A 16,845-nucleotide genomic window follows, 5' to 3' on the forward strand; every position below is an offset into this window, starting at 1 on the left:
CTCCGTCAGTTGGCCTGGGCGGCGAGCGGCGGCAGCCAGGTGTCGCCGGTCCAGCCCTTTTCGTCATAGTCGGCCATGCAGGCGTCGACCAGCTCTTCCATCTGCTTCAGCCGCCCGCCGCGCTCGGCACCCTTCAGCACCTGCAGCCGCACCTCTTCCGGTGCGCCGGCATAGTTGAGTTCGTAGAGCGCGTGGCGGCCACCAAATTCGGTGCCGGTCGCGTCCCACAACAGCTTCATGATCTTGATGCGCTCGACATGGCCCATGTCGTTGGAGCCGCGCACATATTGCGCGAGATAGCCGTCGATCTCCGGATTGTCGAAATCGCGCGCCGAGGACGGGAGATAGATCAGGCCCGAAGCGATCACCCGGCGCACCGTGTCGATGACGCGTGGATAGGCCTCGGACATGAAGGTGCGATAGGCGAGCGCGGCCTCGAGATTGGGCAGCACCGCGCCGTTGGCCCATGGGATCGGGTTGTGCGCCATCGCGTTGGAAAAACTCCAGAACATGTGGCGCAGCGCAATCACCTCGCCGAGTGCTGCCTGATTGCCGCGGAAGGCATCGCCGCCGGTTGCCCTCAGCGCCTTGGCGAGCAGGCCGGCAAGGAAGTCGAGCTTGACGGCAAAGCGCGTGCAGCCCTGGAAGCAGTAGCCATGCATGAAGCCCGAGGCCGGATGGAAGGACAGGATTTTTTGCGCGTCGCGCAGCACCAGCACGTCTTCCCAGGGGATGAAGACATTGTCGAGCACCAGGATCGCGTCGTTCTCGTCGAAGCGCGACGATAGCGGATAGTCGAAGGGATGGCCGACGCTGTTCGCCGTCTGCTCGTAGGAGACGCGGCAGAACATCTTTATGCCCGGCGCGTTCATCGGCACGATGAACATCACCGACAGTGACGGGTCCTCGGTGACCGTCGCCGAGCTCTGCGCCAGGAAATTGTAATGGGTGAGCGCCGACGACGTCGCCACCACCTTGGCGCCGGATACCCAGATGCCGGCGTCGTTCTCCTTGGTGATATGCACGAACACGTCCTTCACCTGCTCGGCCGGCTTGTGACGGTCGATCGGCGGATTGACGATGGCATGGTTCATGAACAGGACCGCTTCCTGCGCTCTGCTGTGCCAGGCGCGCGCATTGTCCTTGAACGGCCCGTACCATTCGGCATTGGCGCCGAGCGTGTTCATCAGCGCCGCCTTGTAGTCGGCGGTGCGGCCCATCCAGCCATAGGTCATGCGCGCCCAATGCGCGATCGCGCCCTGCTGCGCGGCAAGCTCGGCGGGGGAATGCGCGACGCGGAAATATTTGTGGGTGTAGCCGCCCGAACCGGTGTCGGTGGGCGAGGTGAGCACCGGCTGCTGGTTTGGATCGTGCAGCGCATCGTAGAGGCGCGCCAGCGAGCGCACCGAATTGCGCATCGCCGGATGGCTGGTGACGTCGGCCACCCGATCGCCGTTGATATAGACCTCGCGCCCGTCGCGCAGGCTGTCGAGATATTCGGCGCCCGTGAACGGCCGCGACTTGTCGGCCCGGAAATCTTCCGATCGCATCATGATCCTCCCTTGATCTGTAGAGAGTAGCGGGAGGCGACCTAATGGTTTATGGACGAAAGCGCAAAACCGCTTGGACTTTTTCCGGCAAACATGAGCCAGACCGCCATTCCGGAATTCTTCGTCTACGGCGAGCCCGCGCGAGCGCTCGACATCGGTTTCCTGCATGTCGAGACCGTCCAGGCCCGTGCTTCCGTGCATCGCGGTCGGGTTATGGCGCACAAGCATCCGCAAATGGCGCAGATCACCTTCTGGACGAGCGGGCAAGGCGTCTACCGGATCGAGGACAAAACCTGGAGTTTTTCGGCACCGACGGTGAGCTTCATGCCGAGCGGCGTGGTGCATGGTTTCGATATCGAGCCCGGCACGGACGCCACCGTCGTCTCGGTCGCGGATGCAGCGCTCGCAGCGATCGCGGAGCATTCGGCGCTGCCGCTCGACCAGCCCGTCTTCGTCACCGGACGCGGCGAGGCCGCACTTTGGCAGAGGCTCGCGGATACGATCGGAATGATCCAGGCCGAATATGCAGAGGCGCAGTCAGGCATGGAAAAAATCCTACCGCCGCTGGTTGCTGTCGCGCTGTCCGGCATCGCCCGGCTCGACGCGCAATCGCATGCGGTGATGGTGCCGGCCGCGGTGGCGCTGGGCGGGAGGCTCAGGCGGCTGATCGACGGGCACTTCCGCGACGACTGGCCGGTCGAGCGCTATGTCGAGGAACTCGGCACCACGCGCCATCTGCTCGACAAGGCGGCGCATCAGGTGCTGGGATCGGGCGTGCGCCAGGCAATCGGCGAAAGGCGGCTGGTCGAGGCGAAGCGCCTGCTGCTCTTCACCATACGCACGGTCGAGGACATCGCTTACGAAACCGGCTTCAACGATCCCGCTTACTTCTCGCGCTTCTTCCGTCAGGCCGTTGGCTTGTCGCCGGCGGCGTGGCGGAGACAAAGAGTGAGTAGTGAGTAGTAGGTAGTGAACGATGCGAGGGTTGAACAAACGTTCGAACCAGAATTGATCACTACTCACTACTCACTACTCACTACTCACGCCGCCGCAGCCACCAGCCCCGCATCCAGCCCCTCCGCAATCTTCGCCACGTTTGCGGCTGAGATCACCAGCGGCGGCGACAGGATGATGTTGTTGCCGGAGACACGCAACATGACGCCCGCGCCATAGGCACCGTCCGCGACGGCGGCCATCGTCTTCTTGTCGGCGGGCTTCTTCGCTCCGCGGTCCGAGACCAGCTCGAGTGCCGCCATCAGGCCCTGGTAGCGGACGTCGCCGACGAGCTGATGCTTCGCCTTCAGCGCTTCCAGCGCCTTGCCGAGCTCGATACCCCGCGCGGCGGCATTCTCATTGACGGCCAGTCGTTTCGTTTCGGCGAGCGCCGCAAGCCCCGCCGCGCAGCCGACAGGGTGACCGGAATAAGTGTAGCCATGGCCGATCGAGCCGAAGCTCGTCTTGTCGGCCTCGAAGACGTCGGCGACTTTGGCGCCGATCAAGGTCGCGCCGAGCGGGAAATAGCCCGAGGTGATCGCCTTGGCGATGGTCATGAAATCCGGCTTCACGCCGGAGAGCCGCGAGCCCGCCCAGGCGCCGGTGCGGCCGAAGCCGGTCACTACCTCGTCGGCGATCAGCAGGATGTCGTGGCGGTCGCAGATCGCCCGCACCATCGGCATGAAGCTCTCATGCGGGACGATGACGCCGCCGGCGCCGAGCACCGGTTCCATGATGAAGGCGGCGATGGTGTCGGCGCCCTGGAAGGCGATCTCGTCCTCGATCGCCCGCGCGCAGAGTTTTGCAAGCTTCGCGGAGTCCGTTTCGTCGAACGGATTGCGGTAAGTCCACGGTGCCGGCGTGTGGAAGACGCCGGGCAGCAGCGGCTCGTAGTTGCGGCGGAAATTGGCGTTGCCGTTGACCGAGGCGCCGCCGAAATGCGTGCCGTGATAGCCCTTTTTCAGTGCCAGGAATTTGGTGCGGTCACCCTGGCCGCGGATCTTCCAATATTGCCGCGCGAGCCTGAGCGCCGTCTCGACCGAATCCGAGCCCCCCGAGGTGAAGAAGGCGCGCACCATGCCTTCCGGCGCGAACCATTCGGTGAGCTCATAGGCGAGCTCGATCGACGGTCCGGTCGAGGTGCCGCGAAAGCCGGAATAGTAGGGCAGGGCGTCGAGCTGCGCGGTCATCGCCTTTTTGATCGGATCGCAGCTGTAGCCGAGGTTGACGTTCCACAGGCCGCCGACCGCGTCGAGCACGGTGCGGCCTTCGGCATCGGTCACCGAGACGCCGTCGCCCTTCATGATGATCTTCGGCGGGCTCGCCCGCATTTCGGCCGGATGCGCCATCGGATGCCAGATCGGCTTGGCGTTGTTCTCGGCGAGGAAATTGATGTCACGCATCGGGAGGAACTCCAGTTTCCAATCAGGAGAGCGTCAGGCCGAAATGGCCCAGCGCCTCGGCATAGCTTCGCGCCGGCTCTGCGACGTCGAAATGAACGGCAAGCATGCCGGCGGCGATTGCGCCGTCGACATTGCGCTTCTGGTCGTCGACGAAGACACAGGCTTCGAGCGGAAGTCTTAGCGCCTCTCCGACCATCGCATAGGCGTGAGGATCGGGCTTGAGCACCTTGGTATAGGTGGCGTCGACGATCGTCTCGAACAGCGCAAGCAGCGGCAGCCGTTCGCGAAAGAACTTGCCGTAGAACAGGTCGAGCTCGTTGGAGAGGATAGCGAGCTTAACGCCGGCTTCGTGCGCGATACGGATCGCCTGCTCGGCCTCGGGCCGGATCACGGCCTGCGGTTCGGCGCCGCGCGCCCGCTGCACGAACGTCGACATGTCCTGCCAGTCCTGGCCGACCAGCCGCCCGACCTCGCGCGTGCGCGTCCTCCAATAATCGCGCTCGCTGATCTCGTCGGCCTGCATCGAGCGCCACAGCGCATCGGAGGCGGGATCGAACGGCCCGCGCCAGTCGAGCGTGCCGGGCTTGAGCCCGAGCGCCTGCTCGGTCAGAGCATGCGTCTCGAACAGCGTGCGGGTGACGACGCCGCCGAAATCGAGCACCAGCGCTTGTTGCTTCACCCCGCTCATGCCGCGCGCCTGCCGGGCGGAACGATGCCCTCGGCCACCCAGCGGTCGAAGATCTCCAGCGCCTTGGCGCTAAAGGCGGCGTCGTTGATATGCCCGACGATCTCGTGCAGCTCGGCATTCTTCGGAACGCTTGCGCGCATCTCCTCGACGAAGGCCGAAAGCGCCTCCGGCTCATAGAGCGGCTCGCCTTCCTGATCCCATTGCTGGATGCCGCCGGCCGGCAGGATGAAGGCGGTCGGGCCGGTCGCGGCGGCGAGTTTCCCGCCGATGGCGCGCGCGATTTCCTGGCGTGTCGCGCTGTCCGAGGTGACGGAGGCAAGCAGCCGGTTATGCGCGTGGTAGGGCCGCTCGGTGAAGCGCGACGGCACCGCCTGCCAGGTCGGGAAATCCACCATGTCGATGGCGCCGGGCGCGACGATCTGCGGGATGCCTTGCCGGCCGGCATTCTCCAGCCGGTCGGCGCCCGAGTTCACCACAGAGCCGGTGAGCTGGTTGGCGAGCTCCTGCAGGCTGAAATCCATGACCGCGACGAAACCCTTCTGCGCCGCGATCGCCTCCAGCGCCCGTCCGCCCATGCCCGTGGTGTGAAAAACGATGACCTCGTAGCCACGCTTTTCCAGCTCCGGCTTCAGCGTCACCATATATTGCAGGCAGCTTTTTCCCAGCGAGCTCATGCCGATCCGTGGTTTCGCCTCGCCAGGTTTGACGACGGCGCGCGCGGCGCCCACCACGGCGCCGCAAGCCTGTGACAGCACCGCCTTGCAGGCGCTGTTCAGCCCATAGAGGCCGCCAGCCCACAGGATCATCATCAGGTCGGTGGCGATGCGCTCCGGTGGCAGCAGATGCGAGTAGGCGATCGTCGAGACGACGAATTTCGGCACGCCGAGCGGCAGCGCCAGTGCGACGTCGAGCGCGAGGTCGGTGCCCATCGAGCCGCCGAGCGCGATGACGCCGTCGATCTCGCCCTTGTCGTGCAGCGAGCGGGCAAGCCGCGATGCGCCGCGGGCCATCAACGTCATCGCCGAATTCTCGTCGCCGCTGGCGATGATCGCCTCGATCGTCGTGTCGGCCGCGCGCCCCACGGCATGCCGGTCATGCTCCGGCCTGTAGGGCGGGTCGCCCAGCACGCTGACGTCCATCATCACGGCGACGCCGCCGACGGCTTCGATGCGCTCGCGCATGAACAGAAGCTCGTCGGCCTTGGTATCGCCGGTGCCGATAACCAGGATTCGGCGTGTCTCCTCCACAATCAGTCTCCGTGCAGTGTGTCGTTGTTGTTATGCGCGCTTGCGGCCCGGCAGGCCCTGCCGTCCGAAAAGCCGCTCGCTGATGCCGTGCGCCGCCGCCGCGACGCTGGCGCCGTGGCGTTCGATATCGCCCTTGTGGATCCGCACCCTGGGCGCGGCGATGGCGATGGTGCCGATGGCGAAGCCGTCGGCGCCGAGGATGGGAGCGGCGACGCTGAGCACGCCTTCCTCGAACCCTTGCGAGCCGGTCGAGTGGCCGCGGGCGCGGGCCGCCGCAACATGCTCGGCGAGTGTTTCCACGTCGCCGATCGTAAAGGGGGTGAATGCCGGCAGCGGTCCGGCGAGAATGGCTTCGCGGATGCGTTCTTCGGTGAAGGCGAGGAATGCGATGCCCGACGCCGTCGCATGCATCGGCAGCATGTCGCCGAGCTGCACACTGACCCGGTTGGCCTTGTCGGATTCGATGACCTGGACGGTGATCAGGCCGCGCTTTGAGTATTCGGAGAGATGCACGGTCTCGCCGGTCTCTGCCGCCAGCGCCTCGACCACCGGCGCCGCCATGCGCAGGAACGGAAACTGCGCCTCGCGCATCAGCGCCAGCCGCGCGATGCCGGCGCCCAGCCGGTAGAGACGCGTGGTTTCGTCCTGTTCCACCAGCCCATGCGCAATGAGCGAAACCAGCAGGCGGCGCGTCGTCGCCTTGTCGAAGCCTGCTCCCTTGGCGAGGTCGGCAAGCGCTGTCTCGGGCGCGCCGCTGCCCAGCATTTCCAGCAGCGAAATGGCTTTGCCCACCGTGCTCATCGCCGTCTCAGATCCTCCATCAGATACTTAACGTGCGAATTAACTTGACAGCAAGTCGATTCCTTTGCAAGTCTAATATCGAAATGCCGTTGCAAATAATGAAATGATCATCGGGCCCGCCAGAAGGCCCTCGGCATCTCAGGGACACTTGGTTTCCGCAGCGCGGAATGGAGGGAAAAATGACGACACTTGAAGCCGGCGAAGTGAACCGGCTGAGGAAGAACAGCCTCGGCGTCGGCGCCATCACTTTCATGGTGATCTCGGCGGCCGCCCCGCTCACGGCAGTCGCCGGCGGCACGCCGCTCGGCATGCTCATGGGCAACGGCGCCGGTTTTGCCGGCACCTATCTGATCGTCACGCTTCTGCTGCTCCTGTTCGCGGTAGGCTACGTGGCGATGTCGCGCCACATCGGCAATGCCGGCGCCTTCTATGCTTATGCGGCGCGTGGGCTCGGCGGTCTGACGGGTGGCGCCACCGCGCTGATCGCAATCCTGTCCTACAATGCCATGCAGATCGGCGTCATGGGCCTTCTCGGCGCCGCCACCGCCGGGCTTTTCGCCGGATGGGGCATCACGCTGCCCTGGTGGGTGTGGAGCTTCATCGCCATTGCCATCGTCGCCGTGCTCGGCTACCGCCAGGTCGACCTGTCGGCCAAGATCCTGACCGTATTGGTGCTTGCCGAATACGTCGTGGTGCTGATCCTCGACCTGGCGATCCTCAAGACCGGCGGCGACAGCGGTCTGTCGGCGGCACCCTTCAGCTGGAGCCAGATCACCAGCGGCGCGCCGGCGATCGCCATCCTGTTCTGCTTTGCCGCCTTCATCGGCTTCGAGGCGACGACGATCTATGCCGAAGAGGCGCGCGACCCCAAGGTCACCATTCCGCGCGCCACCTATTTCTCCGTCATCCTGATCGGCCTCTTCTACATGATCACCGCCTGGCTGATGGCGGTCGGCGCCGGCGTCGACAAGCTGCTGCCGTCGCTGCAGGGCCTCCAGGATCCGACCACCTTCCTGTTCGGCCTGTCGGACCGCTATGCCGGAACGCTGCTCACCCACGCCATGAGTATCCTGTTCGTCTCCAGCCTGTTCGCCGGGGTGCTGGCGTTCCACAATGCGGTCGCCCGCTACATCTACGTCGCCGGCCGCGAAAAACTCCTGCCGCAGACGATCGGCGTCACGCATTCGGCGCATCAGAGCCCGCATGTCGCCTCGGTCATCCAGACCGTGCTTGCGGCAATAGTCGTCGGGCTCTTCGCCGTGCTGGGCCTCGATCCGGTGCTGGCGCTGTTCTCGTGGCTCACCAATGTCGCCACGCTCGGCGTCATTGTGATGATGGCGGTGGCCTCGCTTGCGGTGGTGATGTACTTCCGCGCCAATCCGTCCGCTCAGGAGAATGCGCTGAAGACCGCCATCCTGCCGGGGCTCACCTTCATCGCCTTCGTCATCATCATCTATCTGATCGTCATCAATTTCGGCAGCCTGTCGGGCGCCGCCGGCTTCCTCGGCGTGTTCCTGCCGGCGCTGGTGCTGATCGCCGCCGTGGTCGGCCTGCTGCTGGCGAGCGCTCTGCGAAGCCGCGATCCGGCCGCCTTCGAAAGCCTTGGCAAACCGCTGAAGGATTGATGGGCAGAGAAGGGGCGGCGCTTGCGCCGCCCCTTCTCAACGTAATGGGAGCAGCGGCATGAGCTTTGCCGAGAGCATCACGGTCGAAGCGCTGGAGGCCGATCCTTATCCGATCTACGCCGAGCTGAGGCGCAGTGCCCCGGTCGTCTTCGTGCCGGCGGTCAATCTCTGGTTCGTCACCCGCTGGAAGGACGTCGAGAGCGTCGCGAAATCGCCCGACATTTTTTCCGCGGTCGTCGGCACCTCGCCGGTCGAGCGCTCCTTCGGCAAGCCGACCATCCTGACCACCGACGGCGAGGTGCACAAACAGCTTCGCCTGGGCGTCGATCCGAAATACCGGCCGCGCACCGTCGCCTCCTATGCAGGCGAGCTTGTGCGGTCGATCGCCGAACCCTATCTCGACAGGATCGCCGAACACGGCTCGGCCGAGTTGATGGCCGACTATTTCGAGCCGGTGTCGACGCTGAGCCTGGCGCGCTCGCTCGGGCTTGCCGATGTCGACATGCCGACCTTGCGGCGCTGGTTTTATGGCCTCGCCCAAGGCGCTATCAATTTCGAGAACGATCCGAAGCGGCAGGAAATCGCCGACGCAATCAGCGCCGAGGTCGGCGCCGCCGTCCGGCCGACGCTGGAGCGGCTCACCCGCGAGCCAGACGACTCGGCCTTGTCGCACATGCTGCATGACGGCATGCCGGAGGGCTCGACCCGCTCCATCGATTTCCTGATGCCGACCATCAAGGTCATCCTGCTCGGCGGCATGCAGGAGCCCGGCCACGGCGCCGGCTCCATTCTTGTCGGCCTGCTCACCCATCCCGAACAGCTGCGCCGGGTGCTCGACGATCTGGAGACCTTCGTGCCGAAGGCTGTCGACGAGGGCCTGCGCTGGGTAGCGCCGATCGGCACGCAGACGCGCCAGACGACCCGGCCCGTCGAGCTTGGCGACGTCACCATTCCCGCCGGCGCGCCGGTCGCCGCACTCGTCTCCTCGGCCAGCCGCGACGAGAGCCGCTTCAGCGATCCCGACCGGTTCGATATCGGGCGCGACGAGGGCAACCACGCCGCCTTCGGTTTCGGCCATCATTTCTGTTCGGGTCGCTTCTTCGCGCGCGAGCAGATGTGCCTTGCGGTACGCTTGCTGCTGGAGCGCTTTCCAGATCTGCGGCTGGTGCCGGGCAAGGAGCCGGTCTTCCGCGGTTGGGAGTTCCGCGCGCCGGCGACGCTTCACGTAACCCTTGGAGCCAATTGACGATGATCAGCCAGGATACCATCGACACGCTGCGCAAGGTCGATGTCGGCGCGCGGCATCTGTTCATCGATGGAACCCAGGTGGACGCGCAAAGCGGCGCCAGCCTGCCGGTGATCTCGCCGATCGACGGCCGCCCCTTCGCCAGCATCGCCGACGGCGGCGCTGCCGATGTCGACCGCGCGGTGGCGTCGGCGCGCAAGGCGTTCGCGAAAGGCTCCTGGTCGCGCGCGGCCCCTGCCTTTCGCAAGAAGGTGCTGACGAAATTCGCCGAGCTGGTCGAGAAGCATGTCGACGAACTCGCCGTGCTCGGCGTGCGCGACAACGGCACCGAAATCAGCATGGCCTACAAGGCTGAGCCGCTCTCGGCGGCCGGTACCATCCGCTACTACGCCGAGGCGATCGACAAGGTCTATGGCGAGATTGCGCCGACGCCCGACAATGTGCTCGGCCTGATCCACAAGGAGCCGCTCGGCGTCGTCGGCGTCATCGTGCCGTGGAACTTTCCGCTGATGATCGGCGCCTGGAAGATCGCGCCGGCTCTAGCCGCCGGCAATACGATCGTCGTCAAGCCGCCGGAGATCGCCTCGCTGACGCTGCTGCGGCTGGCGGAGCTTGCAGCCGAAGCCGGACTGCCCGAAGGCGTCTTCAACGTCGTCACCGGCCGCGGTTCGGTCGCCGGCGAGGCGCTCGGCCTGCATATGGATGTCGACGCCGTCGCCTTCACCGGCTCCGGACCGGTTGGCCGCCGCCTGCTTGAATATTCCGCGCGCTCCAACCTGAAGCGCGTCTTCCTCGAGCTTGGCGGCAAGTCGCCCAACATCGTCTTTGCCGACGCGCCCGACCTGAAGCAGGCAGCGGTTGTCTCCGCCAACGGCATCTTCCGCAATTCCGGGCAGGTCTGCGTCGCGGGCTCGCGCCTGCTGGTCCAGTCCTCGATCTACGACCGCTTCATGGACGAGCTTCTCAATGCGACCACGAAGCTGAAGGTGGGCGATCCGCTCGATCTCTCAAGTGACATCGGCGCGGTCTCGAGCGCCGAGCAGCTGACCAAGAATCTCGGCTTCGTTGCGAAGGCCGCGGAGGAGGGCGCCCGCCTCGTCACCGGCGGCGAACGCATCCTGGCCGAGACCGGCGGCAGCTACATGGCGCCGACCATTTTCGAGAATGTGACGGAGACCATGCAACTCACCCGCGAGGAGGTGTTCGGGCCGGTGCTCGGCGTCATGCGCTTCGAGAGCGAGGAAGAGGCGGTGCGCCTCGCCAACGCGACCGTCTACGGTCTTGCGTCGGCCGTATGGACCTCGAACCTGTCTACCGCCCACCGCATGGTCCGCGCCGTCAATGCCGGTGTCGTCCACGTCAACACCTATGGCGGCGCCGACATCACCGTGCCGCTCGGCGGCGTCAAGCAGTCCGGCTTCGGCCGCGACAAGTCCCTTCACGCGATCGAAAAATACACCGACCTGAAGACGGCGTGGATCAGTCTCGCTTGACCCTTCGCGGCGGGTCGGCCTGATGCCGCTACGACATCATTCGCGGCAGCCCCGCCGCCAGCGCGTCGACGGCCAGCCGCACTTTCAGCGGCAGATGCGGCGTCTGCAGCCAGAGCGCGTGGCAGTCATAGAGATAGTCGGGCTGGTCGGGCAGCAGCCGGATGAGCCTGCCGTCTTCGACACGCCCGCGCACCAGCCAATACGGAAGCCAGACCAGGCCCATGCCGTCGGTCGCCGCATCGGCGATGGCGTCGAGGTCGTCGAGCCGCAGCCGGCCGGTCGGCGCGACCTCCATGACGGAGCCGTCGTCGCGCGGGAACAGCCATGGCTGCAGCGCCTGGCCGAGCCGCCGGTAGACGATCGCCTGGTGGCCGGCGATGTCTTCGAGCCGCAGCGGCCGGCCGAACCTCTCGATATAGGACGGCGAAGCGCAGACGATCATGCGCTGGCGCGCGACGCGCCGCGCGATGATACCGGCCCTGTCCTCCAGCGTTCCAGTGCGGATCGCCAGGTCAAAACCGTCCTCGACGAGATCGGCGAAACGGTCGCTGAGCGACAGGTCGAGCTCCAGTGTCGGATAGTAGCGGGCAAGCGCGAGCAGGATCGGCGTGACGCAGTGGCGGCCGAAATGCGCCGGCATCGTCACGCGCAGTTTTCCGCGCGGCTCGGACAACTGGTCGGCCGCCAGCGCATCGGCGGCTTGCGCTTCCGCCAGCACGATCCGGCAGCGTTCGTAATAGGCGCGCCCGAAATCGGTCAGGCTCTGCCGGCGCGTCGTGCGGTTGATGAGGCGCACGCCCAGCCGCTCCTCCAGGAACCGGACATGCTTGCCGACCATCGGGCCCGACAGGTCGAGTGCCGCCCCGGCGGCCGCGAACGAGCCGAGGTCGACGGCCTTCACGAACACTTCCATGCTTTCGAGGCGATCCATATTCAAAACCAATCGTTTCGACTGTTTTGCCTACTGCGCGATTTATCGCTTCTCGATGCCTCTGCATAGTCCATTCCATCAACTGGATTTGGAGTTGCATGGATGGCAAGGGTTGTTCGCTTTCACGCTCACGGCGGGCCGGAAGTATTGCGCATCGAGGACGTCGAGGTGCCGCCGCTAGGCCCTGGCGAGGTGCGGATCCACGTCAAGGCGCTCGGCTTGAACCGCGCCGAGGCCTCGATGCGCAGGGGCGCCTACATCGAGACGCCGGCGCTGCCGTCAGGCCTTGGCCTCGAGGCGGCGGGCATCGTCGAGGCGGTCGGCGACGGCGTCGACAGCTTCGCGCCGGGAGATGCGGTCAGCATCATTCCACCGCGCTCGATGGCGCGCTGGCCGGCCTATGGCGAGCTCGTCACCTTTCCGGCCGAGCTCGTCGTCAAGCATCCGCCCTCGCTGAGCTTCGAAGCCGCCGCCGCGACATGGATGCAGTATCTCACCGCCTACGGCGCGCTGGTCGGCATCGCCCGTCTCGGCCGTGGCGAGCCTGTCGTCATCACTGCCGCGTCGAGCAGCGTCGGGCTGGCCGCGATCCAGATCGCCAAAATGATCGGCGCCGTGCCGATCGCCGTCACGCGGACATCGGCCAAGACAGCAGCCCTGCTCGATGCCGGCGCGGCTCATGTCGTGGCCTCGCTGGAGGAGGATATCGAAGCGCGGCTGAAGGCAATCGCGCCGCAGGGCGTGCGCGTCGTCCTCGACGCCGTCGGCGGTCCGATCTTCACGCCGCTGACCGCCGCGATGGCACGCGGCGGCATCCTCATCGAATATGGCGGCCTCAGCCCCGAGCCGACGCCTTTTCCGCTGTTCGAGGTGCTGGCCAAGACGCTGACGCTGCGAGGCTATCTGGTGCACGAAATCACCGGCGATCCGACCCGGCTGGCCGCAGCCAAGCGCTTCATCCTCGACGGCCTCGCATCGGGCGCGCTGAAGCCTGCGATCGCCAAAACTTTTCCATTCGACAAAATCGTCGAGGCGCACCGCTTCCTCGAATCGGGCGAGCAGTTCGGCAAGATCGTCGTGACGGTTTGAGGGTCCAAAGAAAACGAGGCGGGTTGTCGGGAACCGCGCCAGCCGTTCGTCCTCTGGCGGCAAAGCGCAATCAAGAGGAGCCTGCCAATGACCCCGACCATCACCGCTTTCGAACGATCGCCCGATCGCGGCCGGGGACAGGCACGCGACATGCGCGTTCGCTGGGCGCTCGAGGAAGTGGGCCAGCCTTATGATGTCCGCCTCGTTTCGTTTGAAGAGATGAAGCAACCCGCTCATCTTGCGCTTCAGCCTTTCGGGCAGATACCCACCTATGAAGAGGGCGGCCTCGTTCTGTTCGAAACAGGCGCGATCGTGTTGCATATCGCGGAGCGCCACGCCGGTTTGCTGCCCGACGATGCGAATGCCCGGGCGCGCGCGATCAGCTGGATGTTCTGCGCGCTGAACACCGTGGAGCCGCCGATCCTCGACCTGCAGATCGCAAAGTTCGCGGAGCGCAACGAGAGCTGGCACGAGCAGCGCCTGCCCATGGTCCACGATCGCATCCGCGGCAGGCTCGGCGAACTCTACGTTCGCCTTGGCGATAACGACTGGCTCGACGGCGACTTTAGCGCCGGCGATCTTATGATGGTGACGGTGCTGCGCAGGCTGAACATGTCAGGCCTGCTGGACGAATTCCCGAACCTCGCCGCCTATGTCGCCCGCGGCGAAGCGAGGCCGGCCTTCAAGCGCGCTTTCGAGGCGCAGTTGGCGGTTGCGATGGCGGCGGGTGGGTGAGTGATGGAGCAAGCTCGGCAAGACTGCCGTGACGCTTTGAGAGCCTGTGCCGCCACCCAGCGAAGGGCTCAATAAGCTGCAGCGGAGTCCGGTACGGTCTGCAGGCGCTCGATGTCCTGACGGGGTGGTGCGCCGAAAAGGCGACGATATTCACGGCTGAACTGTGAAGGACTGTCATAGCCTACCGCGAACCCTGCCGTGCCTGCGCTCGCCCCGCCCGCAAGCATCAGCCTTCGCGCTTCCTGCAGACGTAGCTGCTTCTGGTACTCGAGGGGGGTCATGCGCGTAATCGCCTTGAAATGGGCATGAAGTGACGACGCGCTCATGCCCGATGCCGCGGCAATCTCGTCAATCCGCAACTGCGCTTGGAAACTGTTGCGGATCGTGGCGATGGCGCGGGTGACCTGGTTGAGGTGGCTATCCACGGACGCCATCTGGCGAAGCAAAGCTCCATGTGGCCCGGTGAGCAAACGGTAGAGGATCTCTCGCTCCACGAGCGGAGCCAGAACGCCGATGCTTTCGGGACGATCGAGCAGCCGGACAAGACGGCAAGCGGCATCGATCAGCTCGGGATCGCTCGGATAGACCGCGAGCGCGGGCAAGTCTCGCCTGGGAGAGGCACGCCCCTCCATCACAAGCAGGTCTGCCAACGCGGCCGGGTCGAAATCGATCTTGCAGCAGAGATATGGCGCGGCCGGGCTCGCCTCCAGCACATGCCCAACCAGCGGCAGGTCAACCGAGACGAGAAGATAGCTCGATGCATCATAGACCACGCTCTGGTCTGCCAGCGAGACACGTTTCGATCCTTGGGCGATTATGCAAAGCGAGGCTTCATAGACCGCCGGAACCGGCGCGCTGGGGTGATTGGCGCGAATGAGCGACAGCCGAGGCACCGTAGTGCTCGATATGCCTGAATCCGGGGCATGCCGCGTGATTAGCTCAGCCAGTTCGGTGATTTTTTCCATGCAGCATAAATCTGTATCGCGCGAAATGTTGCAAGGCTTGCCGGGTTCATTTGGAGGATTGTGCAAGCTCTTTGGACGATCACTCTACCGCATCCAGCCCGCGCAGCGCCACTTTGCGTCCGGTCATCGTAAGCGAAAGGAACGATCATGACGGGACTGAAAGACAAGGTTGTACTTGTTACTGGGGCCTCGAGCGGCATCGGCGAAGCGACGGTTCGAGAGCTTGCCGCGGCGGGTGCCAGACTGCTCATCGGAGCCCGCCGCGCCGAGCGGCTCAAGGTACTGGCCAAGGAAATCGGCGACAGGGTCGCATGGCGCGAGCTGGACGTGACGGACGCGGCGAACTTCAACGCCTTTGCCGACGCCGCTCATGCGGAGTTTGGGCAAATCGATGCGCTCGTCAACAATGCCGGCGTGATGCCCCTATCGCCACTTGCCTCACTCAAGCGCGATGAATGGTCTCGGATGATAGACGTCAATATCGGTGGTGTGCTGAACGGGATCGCCGCGGTGCTGCCCCGCTTCATCGCACAGAAAAATGGACATATCGTCAATGTCGCTTCGGTCGGCGCTCACCTAGTGCTGCCTACCGCTGCGGTTTACTGCGGGACAAAATATGCTGTTTGGGCGATCACCGAAGGGCTGCGGCAGGAGCACGATGACATCCGCGCGACAATTATCTCTCCCGGCGTCACCGCGACCGAACTCGGCGACGATATCAGCGATCCCCAGGTCGCGGCGGCTCTGAAGGAGTGGCGGCAAAAGTCGCTGACGCCGGACGCCATAGCACGGGCGATTCGCTTTGCGCTCGATCAGCCCGACGGCGTTGACGTCAACGAAGTAATCGTGCGGCCAACCGCCGCCAATATGTAGAACTTCGTCTTTCTACCGATGTCGGCTTTCGGGTGAGCAACTGAGCTCCCCGAAAGTCTAACTTTCGGGTCATAAGTTCTGTATCGACCGAATGGATCAAACCAGGCCCGCCAGAGCAATCGGCGTTGCACTCAATGCACCGCCGTCCTCACCCGCTCCCGCAACTCCCGCGGCGCGACATCATACTTGCTCTTGAACGCCCGCGAGAAATGCGCGCTGGAATTGAACCCGCACGCAAACGCGATTTCGGAGATCGAGGCTGAGGCGCGGGTGAGAGCAATCCCTCCTCGCCGCGCTCCAGCCGCACACGAAGCGCTCCGGCGTCATGCCTTCACGGCTGAGATGATCATGCCTCGCCGGTCAGCCGCGCCGAGATCAGTCGCGCCGCCTTGATCGCCGCCACGCCCTGGCCGGCGGCGACCGCGTCGTCGACGCGTGAGATGGGAGAGGCGATAGCCAGTGCGCCGATCGGCTGGCCGTCGGCGCCGAGGATCGCGGCGCCGATGCTGTGCACGCCTTCCTCATAGCCCTGCGCGCTGCGCGAATAGCCGCTGGCGGCGGCGAATGCGATGGCTTTGGCCAGCGTGTCCGGCCCGGTCATCGTATGCGCGGTGAAGGCCTGCAAAGGCTTTTCGAGATAGGCGCCGACCACTTCCAGCCGCGAGGCGGCGAGGAAGGCGATGCCGGAGGCCGTGCCGTGCAGCGGCAGCACCTGGCCGACATCGACATTGACGCGGTTGGCCTTGGCCGACAGTTCGACATGCACGGTGAGCAGCGCGCCGGCGCTGAATTCCGACAGGTGCACGGTCTCGCCGGTCTCCAATGACAGTTCTCGCGCCACCGGCGCCGCCACCCGCACGAACGGAAAATGCGCATCGCGGATGCGGGCCAGCCGCGACAGGCCGGCGCCCAGCCGGTAGCGGCGGCTTTTCGGCTCCTGCTCGATCAGCCGGTGGGCGGCAAGCGCCATCAGGAGCCGCCTGGCGGTGGCCTTGTCGAGAGTTCAGCGCCGTGATGGCCGCCAGCAGAACCGATTTGCAACCGGCGACGATCGAACACCTGCTCGATCGCGAGCAGGCAAGGTTCCTCGACACGCATCCGCGCTCGGCGGCTGCGATGGCGAAGCCGTTCGACCTCACGGGCAGGGTGGCGCTGGTGACCGGCGGCGGACGCGGAGCTGAAGTTCCCGCCGAGGCCGGCTAGGCA

At 65.2% G+C, this 16,845-nt stretch carries 17 protein-coding genes; 8 read left to right on the forward strand and 9 right to left on the reverse strand.

Annotated elements, in window-relative coordinates:
* Positions 1 to 5 precede the first annotated feature (5 nt).
* Positions 6 to 1,550: a 4-hydroxyphenylacetate 3-hydroxylase N-terminal domain-containing protein gene (locus AC4FWB_RS06805; RefSeq protein WP_491025260.1), complete on the reverse strand. Its 1,545-nt coding sequence runs from the start codon at positions 1,548 to 1,550 to the stop codon at positions 6 to 8.
* A gap of 93 nt (positions 1,551 to 1,643) precedes the next feature.
* Between AC4FWB_RS06805 and AC4FWB_RS06810 the strand changes: the two genes are divergently transcribed.
* A complete protein-coding gene (locus AC4FWB_RS06810) occupies positions 1,644 to 2,513 on the forward strand; it encodes a helix-turn-helix domain-containing protein (RefSeq protein WP_491025116.1) in 870 nt (289 codons plus the stop codon).
* Between the two features lie 77 nt (positions 2,514 to 2,590).
* Here the strand turns inward: AC4FWB_RS06810 and AC4FWB_RS06815 are convergent, their stop codons facing one another.
* The 4 genes from AC4FWB_RS06815 to AC4FWB_RS06830 are packed head-to-tail and all read right to left on the reverse strand — an operon-like array spanning position 2,591 to position 6,682.
* Positions 2,591 to 3,946, reverse strand: coding sequence for an aminotransferase class III-fold pyridoxal phosphate-dependent enzyme (locus tag AC4FWB_RS06815; RefSeq protein WP_491025118.1), 1,356 nt, complete (start codon positions 3,944 to 3,946; stop codon positions 2,591 to 2,593).
* 22 nt (positions 3,947 to 3,968) lie between these two features.
* Positions 3,969 to 4,634, reverse strand: coding sequence for an HAD-IA family hydrolase (locus tag AC4FWB_RS06820; protein ID WP_491025120.1), 666 nt, complete (start codon positions 4,632 to 4,634; stop codon positions 3,969 to 3,971).
* Complete coding sequence (locus AC4FWB_RS06825; protein ID WP_491025121.1) at positions 4,631 to 5,881, reverse strand: Tm-1-like ATP-binding domain-containing protein; 1,251 nt, start codon at positions 5,879 to 5,881, stop codon at positions 4,631 to 4,633. The genes AC4FWB_RS06820 and AC4FWB_RS06825 overlap by 4 nt, the downstream gene beginning before the upstream one ends.
* Before the next feature lie 30 nt (positions 5,882 to 5,911).
* On the reverse strand, positions 5,912 to 6,682 hold the full coding sequence (locus tag AC4FWB_RS06830) for an IclR family transcriptional regulator (protein ID WP_491025123.1): 771 nt from the start codon (positions 6,680 to 6,682) through the stop codon (positions 5,912 to 5,914).
* A gap of 167 nt (positions 6,683 to 6,849) precedes the next feature.
* On the opposite strand from AC4FWB_RS06830, the gene AC4FWB_RS06835 reads away from it, so the two are divergent.
* From AC4FWB_RS06835 to AC4FWB_RS06845, 3 genes are read left to right on the forward strand one after another with little or no spacing between them, the layout of a single operon-like run.
* Positions 6,850 to 8,307, forward strand: a complete 1,458-nt coding sequence (locus tag AC4FWB_RS06835; protein WP_491025124.1) for an APC family permease — start codon at positions 6,850 to 6,852, stop codon at positions 8,305 to 8,307.
* Positions 8,308 to 8,365: 58 nt separating this feature from the next.
* Positions 8,366 to 9,553 (forward strand): cytochrome P450, encoded by a 1,188-nt coding sequence (locus AC4FWB_RS06840; RefSeq protein WP_491025126.1) that lies wholly within the window; start codon positions 8,366 to 8,368, stop codon positions 9,551 to 9,553.
* A 2-nt stretch (positions 9,554 to 9,555) separates the two neighbouring features.
* Positions 9,556 to 11,046 carry an aldehyde dehydrogenase gene (locus tag AC4FWB_RS06845; protein WP_491025128.1) on the forward strand — a complete coding sequence of 497 codons (1,491 nt, stop codon included), beginning with the start codon at positions 9,556 to 9,558 and terminating at the stop codon, positions 11,044 to 11,046.
* Between the two features lie 28 nt (positions 11,047 to 11,074).
* Here AC4FWB_RS06845 and AC4FWB_RS06850 read toward each other — a convergent pair whose 3' ends face one another.
* Positions 11,075 to 11,977 (reverse strand): LysR family transcriptional regulator, encoded by a 903-nt coding sequence (locus tag AC4FWB_RS06850; protein WP_491025130.1) that lies wholly within the window; start codon positions 11,975 to 11,977, stop codon positions 11,075 to 11,077.
* Positions 11,978 to 12,079: 102 nt separating this feature from the next.
* Between AC4FWB_RS06850 and AC4FWB_RS06855 the strand changes: the two genes are divergently transcribed.
* The gene (locus AC4FWB_RS06855; protein ID WP_491025132.1) at positions 12,080 to 13,066 is read left to right on the forward strand and encodes a zinc-dependent alcohol dehydrogenase family protein; all 987 of its coding nucleotides are present in this window, start codon (positions 12,080 to 12,082) and stop codon (positions 13,064 to 13,066) included.
* An 87-nt stretch (positions 13,067 to 13,153) separates the two neighbouring features.
* Entirely contained in the window at positions 13,154 to 13,801 is a 648-nt protein-coding gene (locus AC4FWB_RS06860) for a glutathione S-transferase family protein (RefSeq protein WP_491025134.1), read from the forward strand.
* 68 nt (positions 13,802 to 13,869) lie between these two features.
* Here AC4FWB_RS06860 and AC4FWB_RS06865 read toward each other — a convergent pair whose 3' ends face one another.
* Positions 13,870 to 14,766, reverse strand: coding sequence for an AraC family transcriptional regulator N-terminal domain-containing protein (locus tag AC4FWB_RS06865; RefSeq protein WP_491025136.1), 897 nt, complete (start codon positions 14,764 to 14,766; stop codon positions 13,870 to 13,872).
* A 147-nt stretch (positions 14,767 to 14,913) separates the two neighbouring features.
* Between AC4FWB_RS06865 and AC4FWB_RS06870 the strand changes: the two genes are divergently transcribed.
* A complete protein-coding gene (locus AC4FWB_RS06870) occupies positions 14,914 to 15,639 on the forward strand; it encodes an SDR family oxidoreductase (RefSeq protein ID WP_491025138.1) in 726 nt (241 codons plus the stop codon).
* Between the two features lie 131 nt (positions 15,640 to 15,770).
* On the opposite strand, the gene AC4FWB_RS06875 is transcribed toward AC4FWB_RS06870, so the two are convergent.
* Positions 15,771 to 15,920: a helix-turn-helix domain-containing protein gene (locus AC4FWB_RS06875; RefSeq protein WP_491025261.1), complete on the reverse strand. Its 150-nt coding sequence runs from the start codon at positions 15,918 to 15,920 to the stop codon at positions 15,771 to 15,773.
* 65 nt (positions 15,921 to 15,985) lie between these two features.
* On the reverse strand, positions 15,986 to 16,609 hold the full coding sequence (locus AC4FWB_RS06880; protein WP_491025140.1) for an IclR family transcriptional regulator: 624 nt from the start codon (positions 16,607 to 16,609) through the stop codon (positions 15,986 to 15,988).
* Positions 16,610 to 16,653: 44 nt separating this feature from the next.
* Here AC4FWB_RS06880 and AC4FWB_RS06885 point away from each other — a divergent pair, with 44 nt between their 5' ends.
* Positions 16,654 to 16,842 (forward strand): hypothetical protein, encoded by a 189-nt coding sequence (locus AC4FWB_RS06885; RefSeq protein WP_491025142.1) that lies wholly within the window; start codon positions 16,654 to 16,656, stop codon positions 16,840 to 16,842.
* The last annotated feature ends 3 nt before the right edge of the window (positions 16,843 to 16,845 follow it).

It is taken from the genome of Mesorhizobium sp. LEGMi-168a, assembly GCF_058312955.1.